Raw genomic sequence first — 15389 nt, 5'->3', positions numbered from 1 at the left:
GAGACAGGATGGACAGGAGAACCCTACTTAAACGCATCGCGCTTGGCGCCGGTGCCGCCTACTGGCACGGCGGCACGCTGGCGATGGAGCTGGCACAGGCGGCTGGCGCGCGCGATGAAGGCGGCATTAGCGCGCCGGTGGCCTTCCCAAGCGCGCACGCCGCCACGCTGGCAGCGCTGTGCGAGGTGATTATTCCGAAGACCGATACGCCAGGCGCCAAGGAAGCCGGTGTGCCAGCCTTCGTGGCCGATATGTACGCGCACTGGATGAACGACGCCGAGCGCAAGCTGGTCACCGATGGTCTGGCGGCGCTGGATGCCGCCGCCCGCGCGCAGCACGGCGCTTCGTACGCTGAATGCAGCCCGGAGCGGCAGGCAGCCCTGTATGGCGCGACCCGCGAGGCGGCCAAGGGCTATCAGTCACGCGGCTTTGGTGCGCGTATCAACGATCCGGCCGCGCCATTCTTCTTCAAGCTGCGCGACCTGGTCACGCTGGGCTATTTCACTTCCGAAGCTGGCATCACCGGCGAACTGGCCTACGTGCCGGTGCCGGGCCGCTGGGAAGGTGACATCGACATCAAAAAATGGAATAGGCAGATTCAGATATGAGCTACGACTTCGACGCAATCGTCATCGGCTCCGGCATCACCGGCGGAATGGCGGCAAAGGAACTGACCCAGCGCGGCCTGAAGGTGTTGATACTGGAACGCGGCCGTCCGCTGGAACACCAGAAGGGCTACACCACCGAATTCGTCACGCCATGGGACGCGCCGAATCGCGGCCAGTTCGATCGGGACGAGATCGCGCGCGACTATCCGATCCAGTCCAACCAGCCGCACGGCCAGTTCAAGTGGGACAACAAGCATTACTGGGTCAAGGACAGCGAGCAGCCGTATGTGCAGGCCAAGCCGTATTCGTGGATACGCGCCAATGTGCTGGGCGGCCGTTCGCTCTTGTGGGGCCGTCAGGTCTATCGCTGGAGCGATCTGGATTTCGAGGCCAACAAGCGTGACGGTCATGGCAGCGACTGGCCGATCCGCTACAAGGACATCGCACCGTACTACACCCGCGTTGAGAAGTACATCGGCGCCTCGGGCGAGAATCTGGGCCTGCCGCATTTCCCGGACATGGAGCTGCAACCGCCGATGGAAATGACTGCGCCTGAAAAAGTCATGCGCGAGAAAATCCACGCCAAGTGGCCGGAGCGTTACCTGACCATCGGCCGCACCGTCAACCTGACCGAGAAGAAGAACGATCGAGGTCCCTGCAACTACCGCAACATCTGCCAGCGCGGCTGCTCGTTCGGCGCTTATTTCAGCTCCTTGTCGGCGACGCTGCCGGACGCGCAGAAGACCGGCCGTTTGACCGTCAAGACCAATATGGTGGTGGCCCGCATCGTCACCGACGACAAGACCGGCCGTGCCACCGGTGTGGAAACCATCGATGCAGCGACTGGCAAGCGCAAGACCTACACCTCGCGCATCGTGTTCCTCAACGCCGGCACCGAGGCGAGCGTGCAGATTCTGCTGCAATCGGCTGGCAAGCAGCACCCGAATGGCCTGGGCAACAAGGGCGATGTGCTGGGGCGCTACATCTGTGACCATGACGCCGCCAGCGTGTTCGGTGTTATGCCGGGGCTGGAGGATCGCTACTTCTACGGCCGTCGCGCCAACGGCATCTATGTGCCGCGCTTCCGCAATCTGAAAGGCGTGCGTGAAGAGGGTGTGGAGTTTGACCGTGGTTACGTGATGCAGGGCGGTTCGGCGCGCATGGGCTGGACCGACATGGCCGGTGATGGCGACGACTTCGGTGCCGATTACAAGCGCCGTCTGGCCAAACCGGGACCGTGGTTGGTCTACCTCGGCGGTGCTGTCGAAACGCTGCCACGCGCCGAGAACCGCATCACGCTGGACCCGGTGGCGCGCGATCGTTACGGCCTGCCACAGCTGCGCTTTGACGTGGCGCGCGGCGACAACGAGAACAAAATGGCTGATGATGCCATCCGCGAAGGCACGGCGATGCTGGAAGCCAGCGGCGCCAAGGTTCTGGGCAGTGGCCGCTTTGGCAACCTGCCCGGCGTGACGGTGCACGTGCAGGGCGGCGCCCGCATGGGCAACGATCCGATGACTTCCGTGCTGAACGCGCACAACCAGGTGCATGGCGCGCCTAACGTGTTCGTGACCGACGGTTCGGCCATGGTGTCGGCCGGTAGCGTCAATCCATCGCTGACCTTCCTGGCGCTGACCATGCGCGCGGCGGAATACGCGGTGGCGCAGATCAAGGCGGGCAAGCTATGAGCCGGCGTATCCGACTTGGCATGGTGGGTGGCGGCGAGGGCGCATTCATCGGCGCCGTGCATCGCATCGCGGCGCGTCTCGACGATCGCTATGAGCTGGTGGCGGGCGCGCTTTCGTCTAGTGCAGAAGCATCGCGCCGTTCCGGTGCCGCACTTGGGCTGGCGCCGGAGCGCGTGTACGACGATTATCGCGCCATGGCGCTGGCTGAAGCCGCGCGCGAAGACGGGATTGAAGCGGTCAGCATTGTCACGCCGAATCACGTGCACGCGCCGGCCGCGCAAGCCTTCCTGGAAGCTGGCATCCACGTCATCTGCGACAAGCCTGTGACCACCAACAGCGCCGACGCCCGCATGCTGGAGGCGCTGGCGCAGCAGCGCGGCCTGATTTTCGCTGTCACGCACAATTACTCGGCCAACGCCATGGTGCGTCATGCGCGGCAGATGGTGCGGGATGGAGAACTGGGCGAGATCCGTGTTGTGCAGGTCGAGTACGCGCAGGACTGGCTGGCGGAACCGCTGGAGCAGGGCGGCCAAAAACAGGCTGCCTGGCGCACCGACCCCGCCAAATCGGGCGGCGGCGCGATTGGCGATATCGGCTCGCATGCATGGCAGCTGGCCGACACCATTGTTGGCCGTCCGCTGGAATCGCTGTCTGCCGAGTTGACATCGTTCGTGCCCGGCCGCGCGGTGGACGACAACGTGCAGGTGCTGTTGCGCTATCAGGGCGGCGCACGCGGTGCGCTGTGGGCCAGCCAGATCGCGCCGGGCTGCGCCAACGAATTGCGCATCCGCGTGTTCGGCAGCAAGGGCGGTATCCAATGGCGTCAGGAGCAGCCGGAAGAACTGCTGTGGACCCCGCTGGGTGAGCCGACCCGCATTATCCGTCGGGGCACGCCCGCCGCCAGTGGCGCTGCAGCGCGCCTGAGCCGCATCCCCGGCGGCCATCCGGAAGGTTATCTGGAAGCTTTCGCCTCGCTGTACAGCGAAGTGGCCGAGCACCTGCTGGCCGCGCGCGAAGGCCGTGCACCAGCGCCCGATGCGGAATTCCCGACCATTGACGACGGCCTGCGGGGCGTCCTGTTTATTGAAGCGGTCCAGAAGTCGTCCCAGGCGGGCGGCAACTGGGTCGCATTGGAGACGAAATGAAAAATAACTTCAGTGACTACCTGATCGCGGCGCAAGGCAGCCGGGTGGAAGATGGTCTGATCAAGCTGGAAGTGTGGCTGCCGTGGTATCGGACATTGCCGTTGTCGGTGGTTGAAGTGGCCGCCACCAGCATCGATGGCCGCGCGCTGTCGCTGGACGGCGCCGAACTGGAAGTGAACGGCAAGCGCTACCCACTGAGCGCGCTGCCGGATCTGGTGGACGAGCTGTGGTTCGTGCAGGATTCGGCCTGGCTGTACGTGCGCGACGCGCAGGCCAAGGCAGGCGGCAAGCATGACGCCGAACTGCTGGTCAAACTGTACCCGCCATACATCCCGATGCTGACCTGGGTCACGCGCGGCGCCGCCACCATCTAAGAAAGGATTGAGAATGCAAACGCAACCCAAACTGGGCGCGACGCTGTTCGCCTTTACCAATGAATGGCATGCGCGCGAATACAATCTGGAACAGCTGATCGCCAAAATCGCTGAACGCAAGCTGGGGCCTGGGCTCGAAGTGATCGGCTTCCAAAGCTTCCGCAGCTTCCCGCATATCAGCGATAACGAAGCAGCACAGTTCCGCGACCTGGTCGCCAAATACGGCCTGGCGCCATCCTGCCTAGGCCTGAACGCCGACGTCGCCATCCGGCGTGGCAAAATGATGAGCGTGGACGAACTTGTGGCCTACCACGAACCGCAACTGGAAGCCGCCGCCAAACTGGGCTTCCCGGCCGCGCGCCTGCAATTCGCGGCACCGGCCGAAGTCGCGATTCGCCTGCTGCCGCTGGCCGAAAAACACGGCATCAAGATCGGACCTGAAATCCACGCGCCGCTGTCGCCCAACTCACCGCCGGTGCAGGCATACCGCGAAGCTTACGCCAAAGCCAACTCGCCGCTGCTGGGTTTCATCCCCGACTTCGGCTGCTGCGCGCGCGCACTGCCGCCGAGTTATCTGGACAACCTGCGTGCCCAAGGCATGCCGGAAGACTTGCTGCAACTGGCGATCGAAGTCTGGCACCTGCCGCAGGACGCCGGCTGGAAGCGTGGCGAATTCGCGCGCCGTGTCGAAGGCCGCAACGCCGATCCGGCCGTGGTTAGCGCGCTGTCGGTGATGTTCAACATCGTCAGCCCGAACAAGGCCGAAGTGTGGCGCGAGATCGTGCCGCAGGTGATTCACGTGCACGGCAAATTCTACGACTTCGACGCCAACGGCAGCGAATCCGCCATCGCCTACGAAGAGATCCTGCCAGTGTTCCGCGACGGAGGCTACGACGGCTACATCTCCAGCGAATGGGAAGGCCACCTGTATTCGCGCGCCGACGCCTTCGACATGGTCGAACGCCACCAGGCGCTGTGCCATCGCATTCTCAACGCAGCCTGAAAGGAGCGGGACATGAAACTGGCAACGCTGCGCACCGGAGAGCCGGACGGCCGGCTGCTGGTGGTGTCCCGCGACTTGAGCATGGCGCTTGACGTCGGCGTCATCGCCCCCAACCTGCTGCGGGCGCTGGAGCGTTGGGACGAAGTTGCGCCGCTGCTGCATGCCCTGTCCGATAAACTGAACGCCGGCATGCATCCCGGTGCCATGCCATTCGAACCGCGCGAATGCATGGCGCCACTGCCGCGCTGCTTCCAGTGGTGCGATGGCTCGGCCTTCCTCAGTCATCGTCAGCGCATGGACCACGCCAGCATCACCGCGCCGTTGCCAGAGCTGGACAGCGTACCGCTGATGTACCAGGGTGGCTCCGACAACTTTCTCGGCGCCTGCGACGACGTGCGCTTGCCGGACGAACGCCAGGACATCGATTTTGAAGGCGAATTTGGCGTCGTGGTCGACCGCGTGCCGATGGGGGCGACGCCGGCCGAAGCCGCGCGTCACATCCGCCTGCTGGTGCAGCTGAACGACTGGAGCCTGCGCGCGCTGGGACCGCGCGAAATGCGCAGCGGGTTCGGCCTGCTGCAAGCCAAACCATCGACCAGCTTCGCGCCGGTGGCGATCACCCCGGACGAATTGGGTGACAACTGGCGGGACGGCCGCGTGCATCTGGATCTCGAAGTGGAATGGAATGAACAGCTGTTCGGCCGTCCGAACGGACGTGAAATGCACTTCAGCTTTGGCGAATTGATAGCGCATGCGGCCAGCACGCGCAGACTGAGCGCCGGCACCATCGTCGGTTCCGGCACCGTATCGAATAAAGTGCGCGAAGCCGGCACCGCCTGCATCGCTGAGCGCCGCATGATCGAATTGCTGGAGCAGGGCGCCGCCGCCACCTCTTTCATGCGCTTCGGCGACCGCGTCCGCATGCGCGCCACCACCCGCGACGGCGAGGCGCCGTTCGGCGCCATCGAACAGCGGGTGGTGGGCGCGCTGTAAAACGCTCATGCAACGGGCGGTAAGCTCATCGTGTGGCGTTGCGAGAGCGGCCGAATTCCTGCGGGGCCGCCACTTCGCGCAGCGGAGTGCCGTTACGCGGCTTGAAAATCTCGCTGATGCCCATGGTGAGGATAGGGCCAGCCAGCGCCAGGTAGGAGCTGTCCACCCCAAACGGATTCCCGGCCAGGAACCAGCCGATGGTCGCCACCACCGACAGGATGATGCCGAAAAACGCGCCGCGCGGGGTGCCGAACTTCGGTGCATAGAAGGCCATCAGGATCAGCACCGCCAGCGTGGCGCGCAGCGCTTTCCCGAGGAAGGCGATCATCAGCAGCTTTTCCGCATACAGGGCCAGGATCAGCGGCAGCAGACCAGTCACGGCGATGGCGACACGCAGGAACAGCACCGATTTGCGGTCGTCCTTGGCCTTGTTGAAGAAGGGATCAAAGAAATCCTTCATCGCCAGCGTGGATGACGCCAGCGTGGTGGCCGAGATGCCGCCAAACAGCGCGCCCGCCAGGCCAACCACCATCACGCTGGCCGAGAAGGCTGGCATGTGGGCGATCAGTTTCGGGAAGGCGTCAATCGATTTGATACCTGGCCACATGACGGCGCTGCACATGCCGATCAGCGCCGCCATCAGGCCGAAAGGAATCATCAGCGATGAAACGTAATAGCATGCGCGGCGCGCCACGGCGGGATTGTCGGTGCCGACCAGTGCCTGAATCACATACTGGGTGGCGAAGATGGAGCCAATACCGCCTATCATCCAGGCGAAGATCTGGCCCCAGCCGATTTCAGTCCAGTTGAACATCTTGGCCGGCAGGTTGGCCTGCAGGGTTGCGATGCCGCCGCTGGCGTCCAGAGCGTATGCCAGCGCCAAAATCACGCCGATGTATTTGACGATGGAGTGCGCGAAGTTGGTGTACACCACCGAGCGCATGCCGCCCAAGCTGACGTAGATCACGGTGGTCACGCCGATCAGCAGAATGGCCCAGCTCTTTTTGATGTGCAGCACCGCTGCCAGCACCGCGCCACCGCCCGCGTATAGCGCCACGGCGACGATGCTCAGCGCCACAATGGTCAGCACCGAAGAGGCAAAGCGCACAGGCTCGCCGTAAGCGGAGGCCAGGATGCCGGAGATGGTGTTCTGGCCACTCTCCTTGAATTTTTTCACCAGCACGAACGACAGCAGCAGGAAGCCCAGTGACAGCGCCACCAGGTTCCAGGCGGCCGAGATGCCGACTTCAAAACCCTGCTGCGCGGTGCCGATACTGACCGAGCTGCCGATAAATTCCGATAGCAGCAGGGCGCCGATCAGATAAGCCGGGAAGTTGCGGCCGCCGGCCGTCATGCCTTCGCTGCTGCTCGCGTGTTTTCGCACGCTGTAGGTAATCCAGGATATGACAGCGAAGTACGCCACCGCGATCCCACCAATCGTTAGTAACCTTGTATCCATGATGTCTACTCCAATTCCTCTCCACCTGCTTACAGAAACGCGCGCAGCTGGGTGGTAAATTTCATATTAGCTTCTATATTCGAGATGTGCGACGCCGGCACGGTGGCCAGTTGCGCATTCGGGATTTGTTCCCGTAGCCAGATGCCATCGGCAACTGTGGTCACAGGATCGGCATCGCCAGCGATGATCAGCGTCGGAAGGTTGATGCGGCCCACGTCCTCGCGCAGGTTTGCCGCCGCCAGTACCAGGCAGCAGTCGGCGTAGCCGTTGGCATCCTGCTCACGCAGGCGACCAGTCATGCGCGCCACCGTGACCGGATCGCGGGCAATGAAGGCGGGCGTGAACCAGCGCGCCGACGCGCCGGCCGCCACGCTGGACATGCCCTCGGTACGGACCTGCTGTGCGCGGGCCAGCCAGCCATCGGCGGTGCCGATGCGCGCCGCCGTATTGGCCAGTATCAGCCGCGTGAAACGCTGCGGCGCATGAATGCCCAGCCACTGACCGGTCAGCCCGCCCATCGATATGCCGCAAAAGGCGGCGCGCTCGATCGCCAGGTGGTCGAGCAGGGCGATGACGTCCAGGCCGAGCCGGGCGAGGTCCAGCGGCGTGCTGCTGGGCGACGATAGTCCATGACCACGCACATCGTAGCGGATCACGTAATGATCCAGCGCCAGCGCGGCTGCCTGCGCATCCCACATCGACAGGTCGGTGCCGAGCGAGTTGGATAGCACCACGCATGGGTTGGCGGAAGAGCCATCGGTGCGATAGTGCAGCTGGGCGCCGGCGGTATCCATGAAAGGCATTGTGATTCTCCTTGTTTCAGGCGGCGGCGCGCTGGCGTTCCACTTCAGCCGCCGGCAGCGCGGCGCGTTCACCCGTCATGCGGAAGTCGAAGTCGATCGATGCGCATGGCTGCTGCAGGCGCAGCGCGTCCAGTTGCCGCGGATCGGTGATGCGCGACACCGGTGGCACCAGGCCCTCGCGGGTGGCGAAGGCAAAGTCGTCCCACAGGTATTTGTCGCCGTCGATGTTAATTTGCGTGGTCAACTTGCGCTGGCCTTGCGCGCTGACGAAGAAGTGGATGTGCGCGGGACGCTGGCCGTGGCGTCCCAACTGGTCCAGCAGCTGTTGGGTGGTGCCATCCGGCGGGCAGCCGTAGCCGACCGGGATGATGCTGCGGAACTGGTAGCGGCCCTGGGCATCGGTGATGATGGAGCGGCGCAGGTTGAAGTCCGATTGCGTGCGGTCGAAGAAGGAGTAATTGCCCAGCAGGTTGGCGTGCCACACCTCGACTTTTGCGCCAGGTAGCGGCTGGCCATCTTCGCCGTACACCGTACCTTGCATCATCAGTACCTCGGCGCGCTCGCTCTCGGTGCCATCGTCCAGGCGGGCGTAGCCCACGCTTTCAGGCGCGCCAGCCACGTACAGCGGGCCTTCGATGGTGCGTGGCGTGCCGCCGGCCAGGCCGGCTTTGGCTTCCGCTTCATCGGCGCGCAGGTCGAGGAAATGCTCCAGACCCAGGCCGGCGGCCAGCAGGCCCAGTTCACTCGACGCGCCGGCGGCCGACATGTAAGCCACGCCATTCCAGAATTCGGTGGGGGTGATGTCCAGGTCTTCGATGGCTTTGCACAGATCGCCCAGCAGGCGCACTACAACTTGCTGCAGGCGCGGGTTGGCCGGGCGCTGCGCCGCGTCTACGATCCAGGTTTGTACCAGTTTGTCGATTTCCGCATGCTTCATGTCAGGTCTCCTCTATTATCGGTGATGGTTTAAAGGTCGTTGTCGCGAACCGAGGATGGATGGCGGCAAAGCGGCATCACCTCGATCTGCATGTAAGGGAACAGCGGCAAAGCGGTCAGCAACGCGTGCAGTTCGTCGACACTGGCCACATCGAAGATGCTGATGTTGGCGTACTGGCCAGCGATGCGCCACAGGTGGCGCCATTTGCCTTCGTTCTGCAGCTGTTGTGCCAGAGCTTTTTCGTCGGCTTTCAGCTTGGCGGCTTGGTCAGCCGGCATGGCCGTCGGCAGACTGACGTTCATACGTACATGGAACAGCATGGGTTTCTCCTTTATTGGCGCTGCATGGCGCGCAGTTTGTCGGTGTCGATTTCAACCCCCAGGCCCGGGCCGGTCGGCACTTGCAGCATGAAGTCCTTGTAGACCAGCGGCTCGCTGAGCACTTCCTGAGTGAGCAGCAGTGGGCCAAACAGTTCGGTGTCCCAGGCCAGGGTTGGGAAGGTCGAGCAGAGGTGCGCCGTGGCGGCGGTGCCGATGCCGCCTTCCAGCATGGTGCCGCCATACAGTTCAATGCCGGCCAGGCGCGCCACGGTAGCCACTTCCAGCGCGGGCAGCAGGCCGCCGGACTGGGTGATCTTGACCGCGTAGACATCGGCCGCATCGGCGCGCGCCAGGGCCATGGCGTCGTCCGGGCCGTGCAGCGCTTCATCGGCCATGATGGCGACGTCGAAGCGCTGCTTCAGGCGCGCCAGCGCGCCGACGTTATGGGCTTTGACTGGTTGTTCGATCAGGTCGATGCCACCGGCTTCCAGCGCCGCGATGCCGCGCACGGCGTCGGTTTCGGTCCAGGCCTGATTGACGTCCACGCGCACGCTGGCCTTGTCGCCCAGGGCACGCTTGATGGCCAGGACGTGGGCCACGTCGTCCTGCACGCTGCGCAGGCCGATCTTCAGTTTGAAGATGCGGTGGCGGCGGATCTCCAGCATGTGCTCCGCTTCGGCGATGTCTTTGGCGGTGTCGCCGCTGGCCAGCGTCCAGGCGACCGGCAGCGCATCGCGCACACGCCCGCCCAGCAGTTCGGACAGCGGCACCTTGAGGCGGCGTGCCTGCGCGTCCAGCAGTGCGGTCTCGATCGCGCATTTGGCGAAGCGGTTGCCCTGGATGGTCTTGCGGATCCTGGCCATGGCCTTGGCCACGGCGCTGGCATCCATACCGGTGATCAGCGGCGCGATGTAGGTGTCGATGTTGGTCTTGATGCTTTCCGGGCTCTCTTCGCCGTAATTCAGGCCGCCGATGGTGGTCGCTTCGCCCCAGCCAACGATGCCGTCGTCGCAAGTGACCCGGACCAGCACCAGCGTCTGCGTGTTCATGGTGGCCACGGAGAGGCGGTGAGGGCGGATGGTTGGCACATCCACAAGGAAGGTGTCGATATTCTGAATCATATTTTTTCCGTATAATCGCTTATATGGGATCAAGATATCTCCGCTGAGGGTACTGGGTCCAACACTGTTTTGGTATGAGCTTGATACCTGAAAGGTATAGTTGGTATGGAATTAAGGCATTTGCGCTACTTTGTCGCGGTGGCGGAGGAGCGCAACTTCACGCGCGCGGCCGAGCGGCTGCACATCGCACAGCCGCCATTGAGCCGTCAGATCCAGCAGCTGGAGGAATTGCTGGATGTGGTGCTGATCGAGAAGGGCTCGCGCCCGTTGAGGCTCACCGAGGCCGGTGAATTCTTTCTGGTCCATGCGCGCACGCTGCTCGATCAAGCGCGCGACCTGAAGGCGATGACGCAGCGCGTCGGCAAACTGGAACGCAAGCTGGTGGTGGGCTTTGTCGCCTCGACGCTGTACGGCGAACTGCCGGACATCGTGCGCCGCTTCAGCGAGCGCTTTCCGCAAGTCGAGGTGACGCTGCACGAGATGATGACGGTGGAGCAGATGCAGGCGCTGAAGGAAGGCCGCATCGACGTTGGCTTCGGCCGTTTGAAAAGTGAGGATCCGAGCATACGCCGCATCACGCTGCGCGAGGAGCGCATGGTGGCCGCGCTGCCGCCCAATCACCGGCTGGCCGAGCGCAATGCCTTGTGGCTGCGCGACCTGGTGCACGAAAAGCTGCTGGTTTATCCGAAGTCGCCGCGCCCCAGCTTTGCCGATCAGGTGCTGGCGGTGCTGAGCGAGGCCAACGTCGTGCCAGGGGCGGTGGCCGAAGTGCGCGAGCTGCAGATTGCGATGGGACTGGTGGCGGCGGGACAAGGCATCGCCATCGTACCGGAGAGTGTGCAGGCCATGCATCACCGGAACGTGGTGTACCGCCCGCTGGACGACAAGCATGCGTTCTCGCCCATCCTGTTCAGCGTGCGCCACATGGACCGCTCGCCAGAGCTGGGACATCTGCTGGCGGCGGTCTATTCGATCTACGACGAGTTGGGCATCGCCTACGTGCCGGAGACGCTTTAAAGGCTGGACAGGAACCGCGTGACGGCCTTGGTGAAGGCTTGCGGCTGTTCGGCATAGCTGAGATGTGAAGCCTGCTGCAGCACTTCCAGCTGCGCGCCGGGGATACCTTCTGCCAGCGTGCGTGCCATTTCCACCGGCGTGCCCTGATCCAGCTCACCCGCGATCACCAGCGCCGGCGCTTTGATGTCGCCCAGGCGCGCGGTGGTGTCCACATTGCCCACGGCGGCGCAGCAGCCGGCGTAGCCGACGGCGTCGGTGCTGACCACGCGGCGGCGGAAGCGCGCCACGGCGGCGGCTTTGGTGGCGCGGAATTCGTCGTGGAAGTAGCGGCCCATCACGGCGTCGGCGATGGCTTCGATGCCTTGCGTTTGTACGGTGGTGATGCGCTGGCGCCAGTTGTCGCGCGCGGCTTCAGGATAGCCGGAGGTGGTGTTGGCCAGTACCAGTGCGCGTACCAGCGTTGGATGGCGCAGCGCCAGTTCCTGGCCGACCATGCCGCCCATCGACAGGCCGATCCAGACCACCGGCCCGGTATCCAGTTCGCGCAGCAGGGCCGCCGCGTCGTCGGCCAGTTCGGCCATGCTGTAGGCGCCGGCCGGAGATTCGGAGCTGCCATGGCCACGGTGATCGTAGGCGACGACGCGGCAGTCTTCGGCCAGCAGGTTGGCCAGCGGGTCCCACATGGTCAGGTCGCAGCCCAGCGCGTGACTCAGTACCACGGTGTGGCGCGGTGCTTTGCCGTTGCGTGGTTCACGCACCGCGTAGTGCAGGGCGGGACGACCGTTGCTGCGGCCTTCGTGGCCGATGCCGGTATGAGCGGTGGCGGCCGGCGCCAGCGGCGCCAGTTCGTAGCCGATCTGGGCGCCGACTTCGCGCAGAATCACTTGCGCATGCGAGAAGGCGGTGTTTGCGGCCGGTACGCCGGCGTAGATGGCGGACTGGATCAGCACTTCTTTCAGTTCGTCGGGCGTCAGGCGGTTTTCTTCCGGGCCAAGCAGCGCGGCGCGCACGTGCAGGTCGTATTCTTCCCAACGTCCCAGCGCGATGGTGATCGACAGGACGATGGCGCGGCGGGTTTTGGCTTCGAGCCCCGGACGTCCCCAGATTTCGTTCCACGCGAAGCGGGTGATCAGGTTCTGGAAGTCGGCGTTGAAGTTGGTGGCGTTGTTCAGCGAACGGTCTACCCAGGCGTCGCCCAGGATGCCACGGCGGTTGGCCAGGCCACGTTCGAAATCGTGATCGATAGGATCGAAACTCATTTGGTATTCCTCAGGTTCAGGGCGGCGATGTCGCCGCGCAGGCTTTGCAACTGGCGCGCGGCCAGGCGGTGGGCGGGGGCGGTGGCCTTGACAGCGTCGAACAGCGTTTGCAGATGGGCGGTGTCGACGGCGGCACGCAGTTGTTCATCGGCTTGCACCGCTTCGGCCAGCACTTCGGACAGATGGCGGCCGGAGGACAGTGCCTCGCCGGTCATCTTTTCCAGCAGCGCGTGGGCGGCGGCTTTGCCGATGGTGGCGGCCAGGTAGGCCGATGCGGCTTCCGCGAACACCAGTCCTTGCAGCGCGTCGATATTGCGCAGCATGCGCGCGCGGTCGATTTGCAGGCCGGCGAAGGCGTCGTTCAGCGCTTGCAGCGCGCCGTGTGCACTCAAGAAAAGCTGCGGCCATTCGGCCAATTCGGCCTGCCAGTTGCCGAGTCCACGTTCGTGCTGTTGACCCATGCAGGCCAGCAGTGCGGCGCCGTGTTGCGGCGTGCGCTGCGCGGCGGCCAGTGCGATCATGGCGGACACCGGGTTGCGCTTGTGCGGCATGGCGGACGAGCCACCACGGCCATTACCGGATGGTTCGGCCAGTTCGCCGATTTCGCCTTGCGCCATCAGGCTCAGATCCGTGGCCAGCTTGCCCAGGCTACCCGTCAGCACGGCCACTTCCAGGCCAAGGCGAACCCACTCGTCGCGCTGGGTGTGCCACTGCGGCGCGTTCTTCAAACCCAGCGCATTGGCGACCCTTTGAGCGACGGCCGGTCCTTGTTCGTCCATCACCGACAGCGTGCCGACCGCGCCACCGAGCTGCAGCTGCAGCGCGCGTTCGGCGGCTTCGCGCAGGCGCTGACGCGAGCGCACCAGCGGCGCCAGCCAGTTGGCCAGCTTGAAGCCGAAACTGGTGACCTGCGCCGGCTGCATCATGGTGCGCGCCAGTACCGGCGTGGCCAGATGCTGTTCGGCCAGATGCAGCAGATGGCCGGTGAGGTCGTGCAGGCCATCGTCCAGCAACTGCAACGAGTCACGCGTGACCAGCACCTGCGCGGTGTCGATCACGTCCTGGCTGGTGCTGCCCCAATGGACTTTGCTGGCGGCGCCTTTGTCGCGCGCGGCCACCGCTTTGGTGAGTTCCTTCACCAGCGGGATGGCCAGGCTACCGGCGCTGCGCGCGGCCGCGATCAGGGCGGGGATGTCATATTGCCGGGCATCGCAGGCGGTGGCGATGACGGCGGCGGATTCGGAAGGCAGCAAGCCTTCCTCGGCCTGGGCTTGTGAAAGTGCGGCTTCAAAACGCAACATCGCCTGCACAACCGCCGTGTCTTCAAACACGGCGATCATGTCAGGCGTGGTGAGGAAGCTGTCAAAAATTGATACGCTCACTCAAACTCCGGTTTTATACATAGTCAAAGAAGGCGGTTTCCTTCTCGCCCTGCATCCGGATCTCCCAGCTGTACTGGCCCGGAGCTGTCTTGGATGCGATCAGCGTGGCGCGGCGCGCTGCCGGCACTTGCTCCAGTATCGCCGATTTTTGCAGATCCGGGTCGTCTTCAAGGAACACGGCGGTGAACTGGTGCTTGACCAGGCCGCGCGCAAACACGGTGACGAAGGCGAACGGCGCGCCGGCTTCCTGCTTGACGTCGGCCAGACGCAGAACGAATTCGCCTTTTTCGCCGGTCGGCAGGCGGCGGAAGCCTGGGATCGGATGGGCCGCTTCCGCTGCGGCGGCAGCCGGTTGCCACGATTCGATCTGGGCGTCGTTGATCGCTACGCCGTCGCCGTCGTAGATGGTGCCGTTGATGGTGATGCTGCCTTCAATGGCGTTGCTGAATTCATTCGCCCATTTCCACGCTTCGTGCGAGAACGGACCAATGGTTTGCGAGGTAGTGATGTTGCTCATGCCTGTCTCCTGTCTTGCTCAGATACTTGCTCAGATGCCGAACGGCGTGGCGTCACGGCCGCGCAGTACGATGTCGAATTCATAGCCCAGCATCTCGTCGCCGACGGTCTGCTCAAGGCTGAAGCGGGAGATCAGGCGCTGGCGCGCCGCCTCGTCCGGAATGCTCTGGAAGATTGGGTCGTAGTCGAACAGCGGGTCGCCAGGGAAGTACATCTGGGTCACCAGGCGCTGCGCGTAGACGTTACCGAACAGGGAGAAGTGGATGTGGGCCGGACGCCATGCCTTGTCGTGATTCGCCCATGGATACGGGCCCGGTTTGATGGTGACAAAGCGATAGCGGCCTTCTTCGTCGGTCATCATTTTGCCCCAGCCGTTGAAGTTCGGGTCCAGCGGTGCGTTGTGCTGGTCCTTCTTGTGGCGATAGCGGCCGGCGGCGTTGCACTGCCAGATTTCCAGCAGCGAGTTGCGGACTGGCTTGCCGTCTTCATCGACGATGCGGCCGGTGACCACGATTTTTTCGCCCAGCGGTTCGGCTTCGCCATGTTTGGTCAGGTCGGTATCGTAGGGCAGGATGATGCGCGGCGATGGCGCGATGTTCTGTTCCGCCGCAGTGCGGGCGTCGATGCGCAGCATCGGCTGCGTCGGGCCGCGCTTGACGGTGGATTTGTATGGGGGATAGGTCAGTTCCGGATAAATTCCCGGAGCGATGGCGTCGAATTTCACGGCTAGTCTCCTGATGTTTGGTGTGTAAATAGTACGGACA

At 63.9% G+C, this 15389-nt stretch carries 16 protein-coding genes; 7 read left to right on the top strand and 9 right to left on the bottom strand.

The window, feature by feature from the left end; genetic code table 11:
• The first annotated feature begins 8 nt into the window (after nt 1-8).
• The 6 genes from GJ699_RS07430 to GJ699_RS07405 are packed head-to-tail and all read left to right on the top strand — an operon-like array spanning nt 9 to nt 5811.
• Nucleotides 9-608, top strand: a complete 600-nt coding sequence (locus GJ699_RS07430; protein WP_154374649.1) for a gluconate 2-dehydrogenase subunit 3 family protein — start codon at nt 9-11, stop codon at nt 606-608.
• The gene (locus tag GJ699_RS07425; protein ID WP_154374647.1) at nt 605-2296 is read left to right on the top strand and encodes an FAD-dependent oxidoreductase; all 1692 of its coding nucleotides are present in this window, start codon (nt 605-607) and stop codon (nt 2294-2296) included. Before GJ699_RS07430 ends, GJ699_RS07425 begins: the two co-directional genes overlap by 4 nt.
• Nucleotides 2293-3441: a Gfo/Idh/MocA family protein gene (locus GJ699_RS07420; protein ID WP_154374645.1), complete on the top strand. Its 1149-nt coding sequence runs from the start codon at nt 2293-2295 to the stop codon at nt 3439-3441. Before GJ699_RS07425 ends, GJ699_RS07420 begins: the two co-directional genes overlap by 4 nt.
• Nucleotides 3438-3815 (top strand): C-glycoside deglycosidase beta subunit domain-containing protein, encoded by a 378-nt coding sequence (locus GJ699_RS07415; protein WP_154374643.1) that lies wholly within the window; start codon nt 3438-3440, stop codon nt 3813-3815. The genes GJ699_RS07420 and GJ699_RS07415 overlap by 4 nt, the downstream gene beginning before the upstream one ends.
• A 13-nt stretch (nt 3816-3828) precedes the next feature.
• Nucleotides 3829-4818 (top strand): sugar phosphate isomerase/epimerase family protein, encoded by a 990-nt coding sequence (locus tag GJ699_RS07410; RefSeq protein ID WP_154374641.1) that lies wholly within the window; start codon nt 3829-3831, stop codon nt 4816-4818.
• Between the two features lie 12 nt (nt 4819-4830).
• Nucleotides 4831-5811, top strand: a complete 981-nt coding sequence (locus GJ699_RS07405; protein ID WP_154374639.1) for a fumarylacetoacetate hydrolase family protein — start codon at nt 4831-4833, stop codon at nt 5809-5811.
• 25 nt (nt 5812-5836) lie between these two features.
• On the opposite strand, the gene GJ699_RS07400 is transcribed toward GJ699_RS07405, so the two are convergent.
• From GJ699_RS07400 to GJ699_RS07380, 5 genes are all read right to left on the bottom strand, one after another.
• A complete protein-coding gene (locus GJ699_RS07400; RefSeq protein WP_371867484.1) occupies nt 5837-7195 on the bottom strand; it encodes a sodium:solute symporter family protein in 1359 nt (452 codons plus the stop codon).
• 104 nt (nt 7196-7299) lie between these two features.
• Nucleotides 7300-8073: a 3-oxoadipate enol-lactonase gene (pcaD, locus tag GJ699_RS07395; RefSeq protein WP_154374635.1), complete on the bottom strand. Its 774-nt coding sequence runs from the start codon at nt 8071-8073 to the stop codon at nt 7300-7302.
• Between the two features lie 16 nt (nt 8074-8089).
• A complete protein-coding gene (gene catA / locus GJ699_RS07390) occupies nt 8090-9010 on the bottom strand; it encodes a catechol 1,2-dioxygenase (protein WP_154374633.1) in 921 nt (306 codons plus the stop codon).
• 29 nt (nt 9011-9039) lie between these two features.
• Entirely contained in the window at nt 9040-9330 is a 291-nt protein-coding gene (gene catC / locus GJ699_RS07385) for a muconolactone Delta-isomerase (RefSeq protein WP_154374631.1), read from the bottom strand.
• An 11-nt stretch (nt 9331-9341) separates the two neighbouring features.
• The gene (locus GJ699_RS07380) at nt 9342-10451 is read right to left on the bottom strand and encodes a muconate/chloromuconate family cycloisomerase (RefSeq protein WP_154374629.1); all 1110 of its coding nucleotides are present in this window, start codon (nt 10449-10451) and stop codon (nt 9342-9344) included.
• A gap of 105 nt (nt 10452-10556) precedes the next feature.
• Between GJ699_RS07380 and GJ699_RS07375 the strand changes: the two genes are divergently transcribed.
• The gene (locus tag GJ699_RS07375) at nt 10557-11468 is read left to right on the top strand and encodes a LysR family transcriptional regulator (RefSeq protein ID WP_154374627.1); all 912 of its coding nucleotides are present in this window, start codon (nt 10557-10559) and stop codon (nt 11466-11468) included.
• Here the strand turns inward: GJ699_RS07375 and pcaCD are convergent.
• The 4 genes from pcaCD to pcaH are packed head-to-tail and all read right to left on the bottom strand — an operon-like array spanning nt 11465 to nt 15349.
• A complete protein-coding gene (pcaCD, locus tag GJ699_RS07370) occupies nt 11465-12727 on the bottom strand; it encodes a bifunctional 4-carboxymuconolactone decarboxylase/3-oxoadipate enol-lactonase PcaCD (protein ID WP_154374625.1) in 1263 nt (420 codons plus the stop codon). The genes GJ699_RS07375 and pcaCD overlap by 4 nt on opposite strands.
• On the bottom strand, nt 12724-14109 hold the full coding sequence (gene pcaB, locus GJ699_RS07365; RefSeq protein WP_371867483.1) for a 3-carboxy-cis,cis-muconate cycloisomerase: 1386 nt from the start codon (nt 14107-14109) through the stop codon (nt 12724-12726). The genes pcaCD and pcaB overlap by 4 nt, the downstream gene beginning before the upstream one ends.
• Before the next feature lie 13 nt (nt 14110-14122).
• A complete protein-coding gene (locus GJ699_RS07360; RefSeq protein WP_154374623.1) occupies nt 14123-14626 on the bottom strand; it encodes a peptidase associated/transthyretin-like domain-containing protein in 504 nt (167 codons plus the stop codon).
• 30 nt (nt 14627-14656) lie between these two features.
• The gene (pcaH, locus tag GJ699_RS07355; protein WP_371867482.1) at nt 14657-15349 is read right to left on the bottom strand and encodes a protocatechuate 3,4-dioxygenase subunit beta; all 693 of its coding nucleotides are present in this window, start codon (nt 15347-15349) and stop codon (nt 14657-14659) included.
• Between the last annotated feature and the right edge of the window lie 40 nt (nt 15350-15389).

Origin of the sequence: Duganella guangzhouensis (genome assembly GCF_009674535.1) — a bacterium.
Classification (GTDB): domain Bacteria; phylum Pseudomonadota; class Gammaproteobacteria; order Burkholderiales; family Burkholderiaceae_D; genus Rugamonas; species Rugamonas guangzhouensis.
Note: the sequence above shows the minus strand (reverse complement) of the source record. Positions and strands in the feature narration are given on the sequence as shown.

Bases quoted from the DNA above. Each gene is read 5' to 3' on its own strand.
- pcaD (WP_154374635.1), bottom strand. From the start codon at position 8,073: ATGCCTTTCATGGATACCGCCGGCGCCCAGCTGCACTATCGCACCGAT.
- catC (WP_154374631.1), bottom strand. From the start codon at position 9,330: ATGCTGTTCCATGTACGTATGAACGTCAGTCTGCCGACGGCCATGCCG.
- GJ699_RS07425 (WP_154374647.1), top strand. From the start codon at position 605: ATGAGCTACGACTTCGACGCAATCGTCATCGGCTCCGGCATCACCGGC.
- GJ699_RS07430 (WP_154374649.1), top strand. From the start codon at position 9: ATGGACAGGAGAACCCTACTTAAACGCATCGCGCTTGGCGCCGGTGCC.
- GJ699_RS07415 (WP_154374643.1), top strand. From the start codon at position 3,438: ATGAAAAATAACTTCAGTGACTACCTGATCGCGGCGCAAGGCAGCCGG.
- GJ699_RS07360 (WP_154374623.1), bottom strand. From the start codon at position 14,626: ATGAGCAACATCACTACCTCGCAAACCATTGGTCCGTTCTCGCACGAA.
- GJ699_RS07410 (WP_154374641.1), top strand. From the start codon at position 3,829: ATGCAAACGCAACCCAAACTGGGCGCGACGCTGTTCGCCTTTACCAAT.
- catA (WP_154374633.1), bottom strand. From the start codon at position 9,010: ATGAAGCATGCGGAAATCGACAAACTGGTACAAACCTGGATCGTAGAC.
- GJ699_RS07380 (WP_154374629.1), bottom strand. From the start codon at position 10,451: ATGATTCAGAATATCGACACCTTCCTTGTGGATGTGCCAACCATCCGC.
- GJ699_RS07420 (WP_154374645.1), top strand. From the start codon at position 2,293: ATGAGCCGGCGTATCCGACTTGGCATGGTGGGTGGCGGCGAGGGCGCA.
- GJ699_RS07375 (WP_154374627.1), top strand. From the start codon at position 10,557: ATGGAATTAAGGCATTTGCGCTACTTTGTCGCGGTGGCGGAGGAGCGC.
- pcaCD (WP_154374625.1), bottom strand. From the start codon at position 12,727: ATGAGTTTCGATCCTATCGATCACGATTTCGAACGTGGCCTGGCCAAC.
- GJ699_RS07405 (WP_154374639.1), top strand. From the start codon at position 4,831: ATGAAACTGGCAACGCTGCGCACCGGAGAGCCGGACGGCCGGCTGCTG.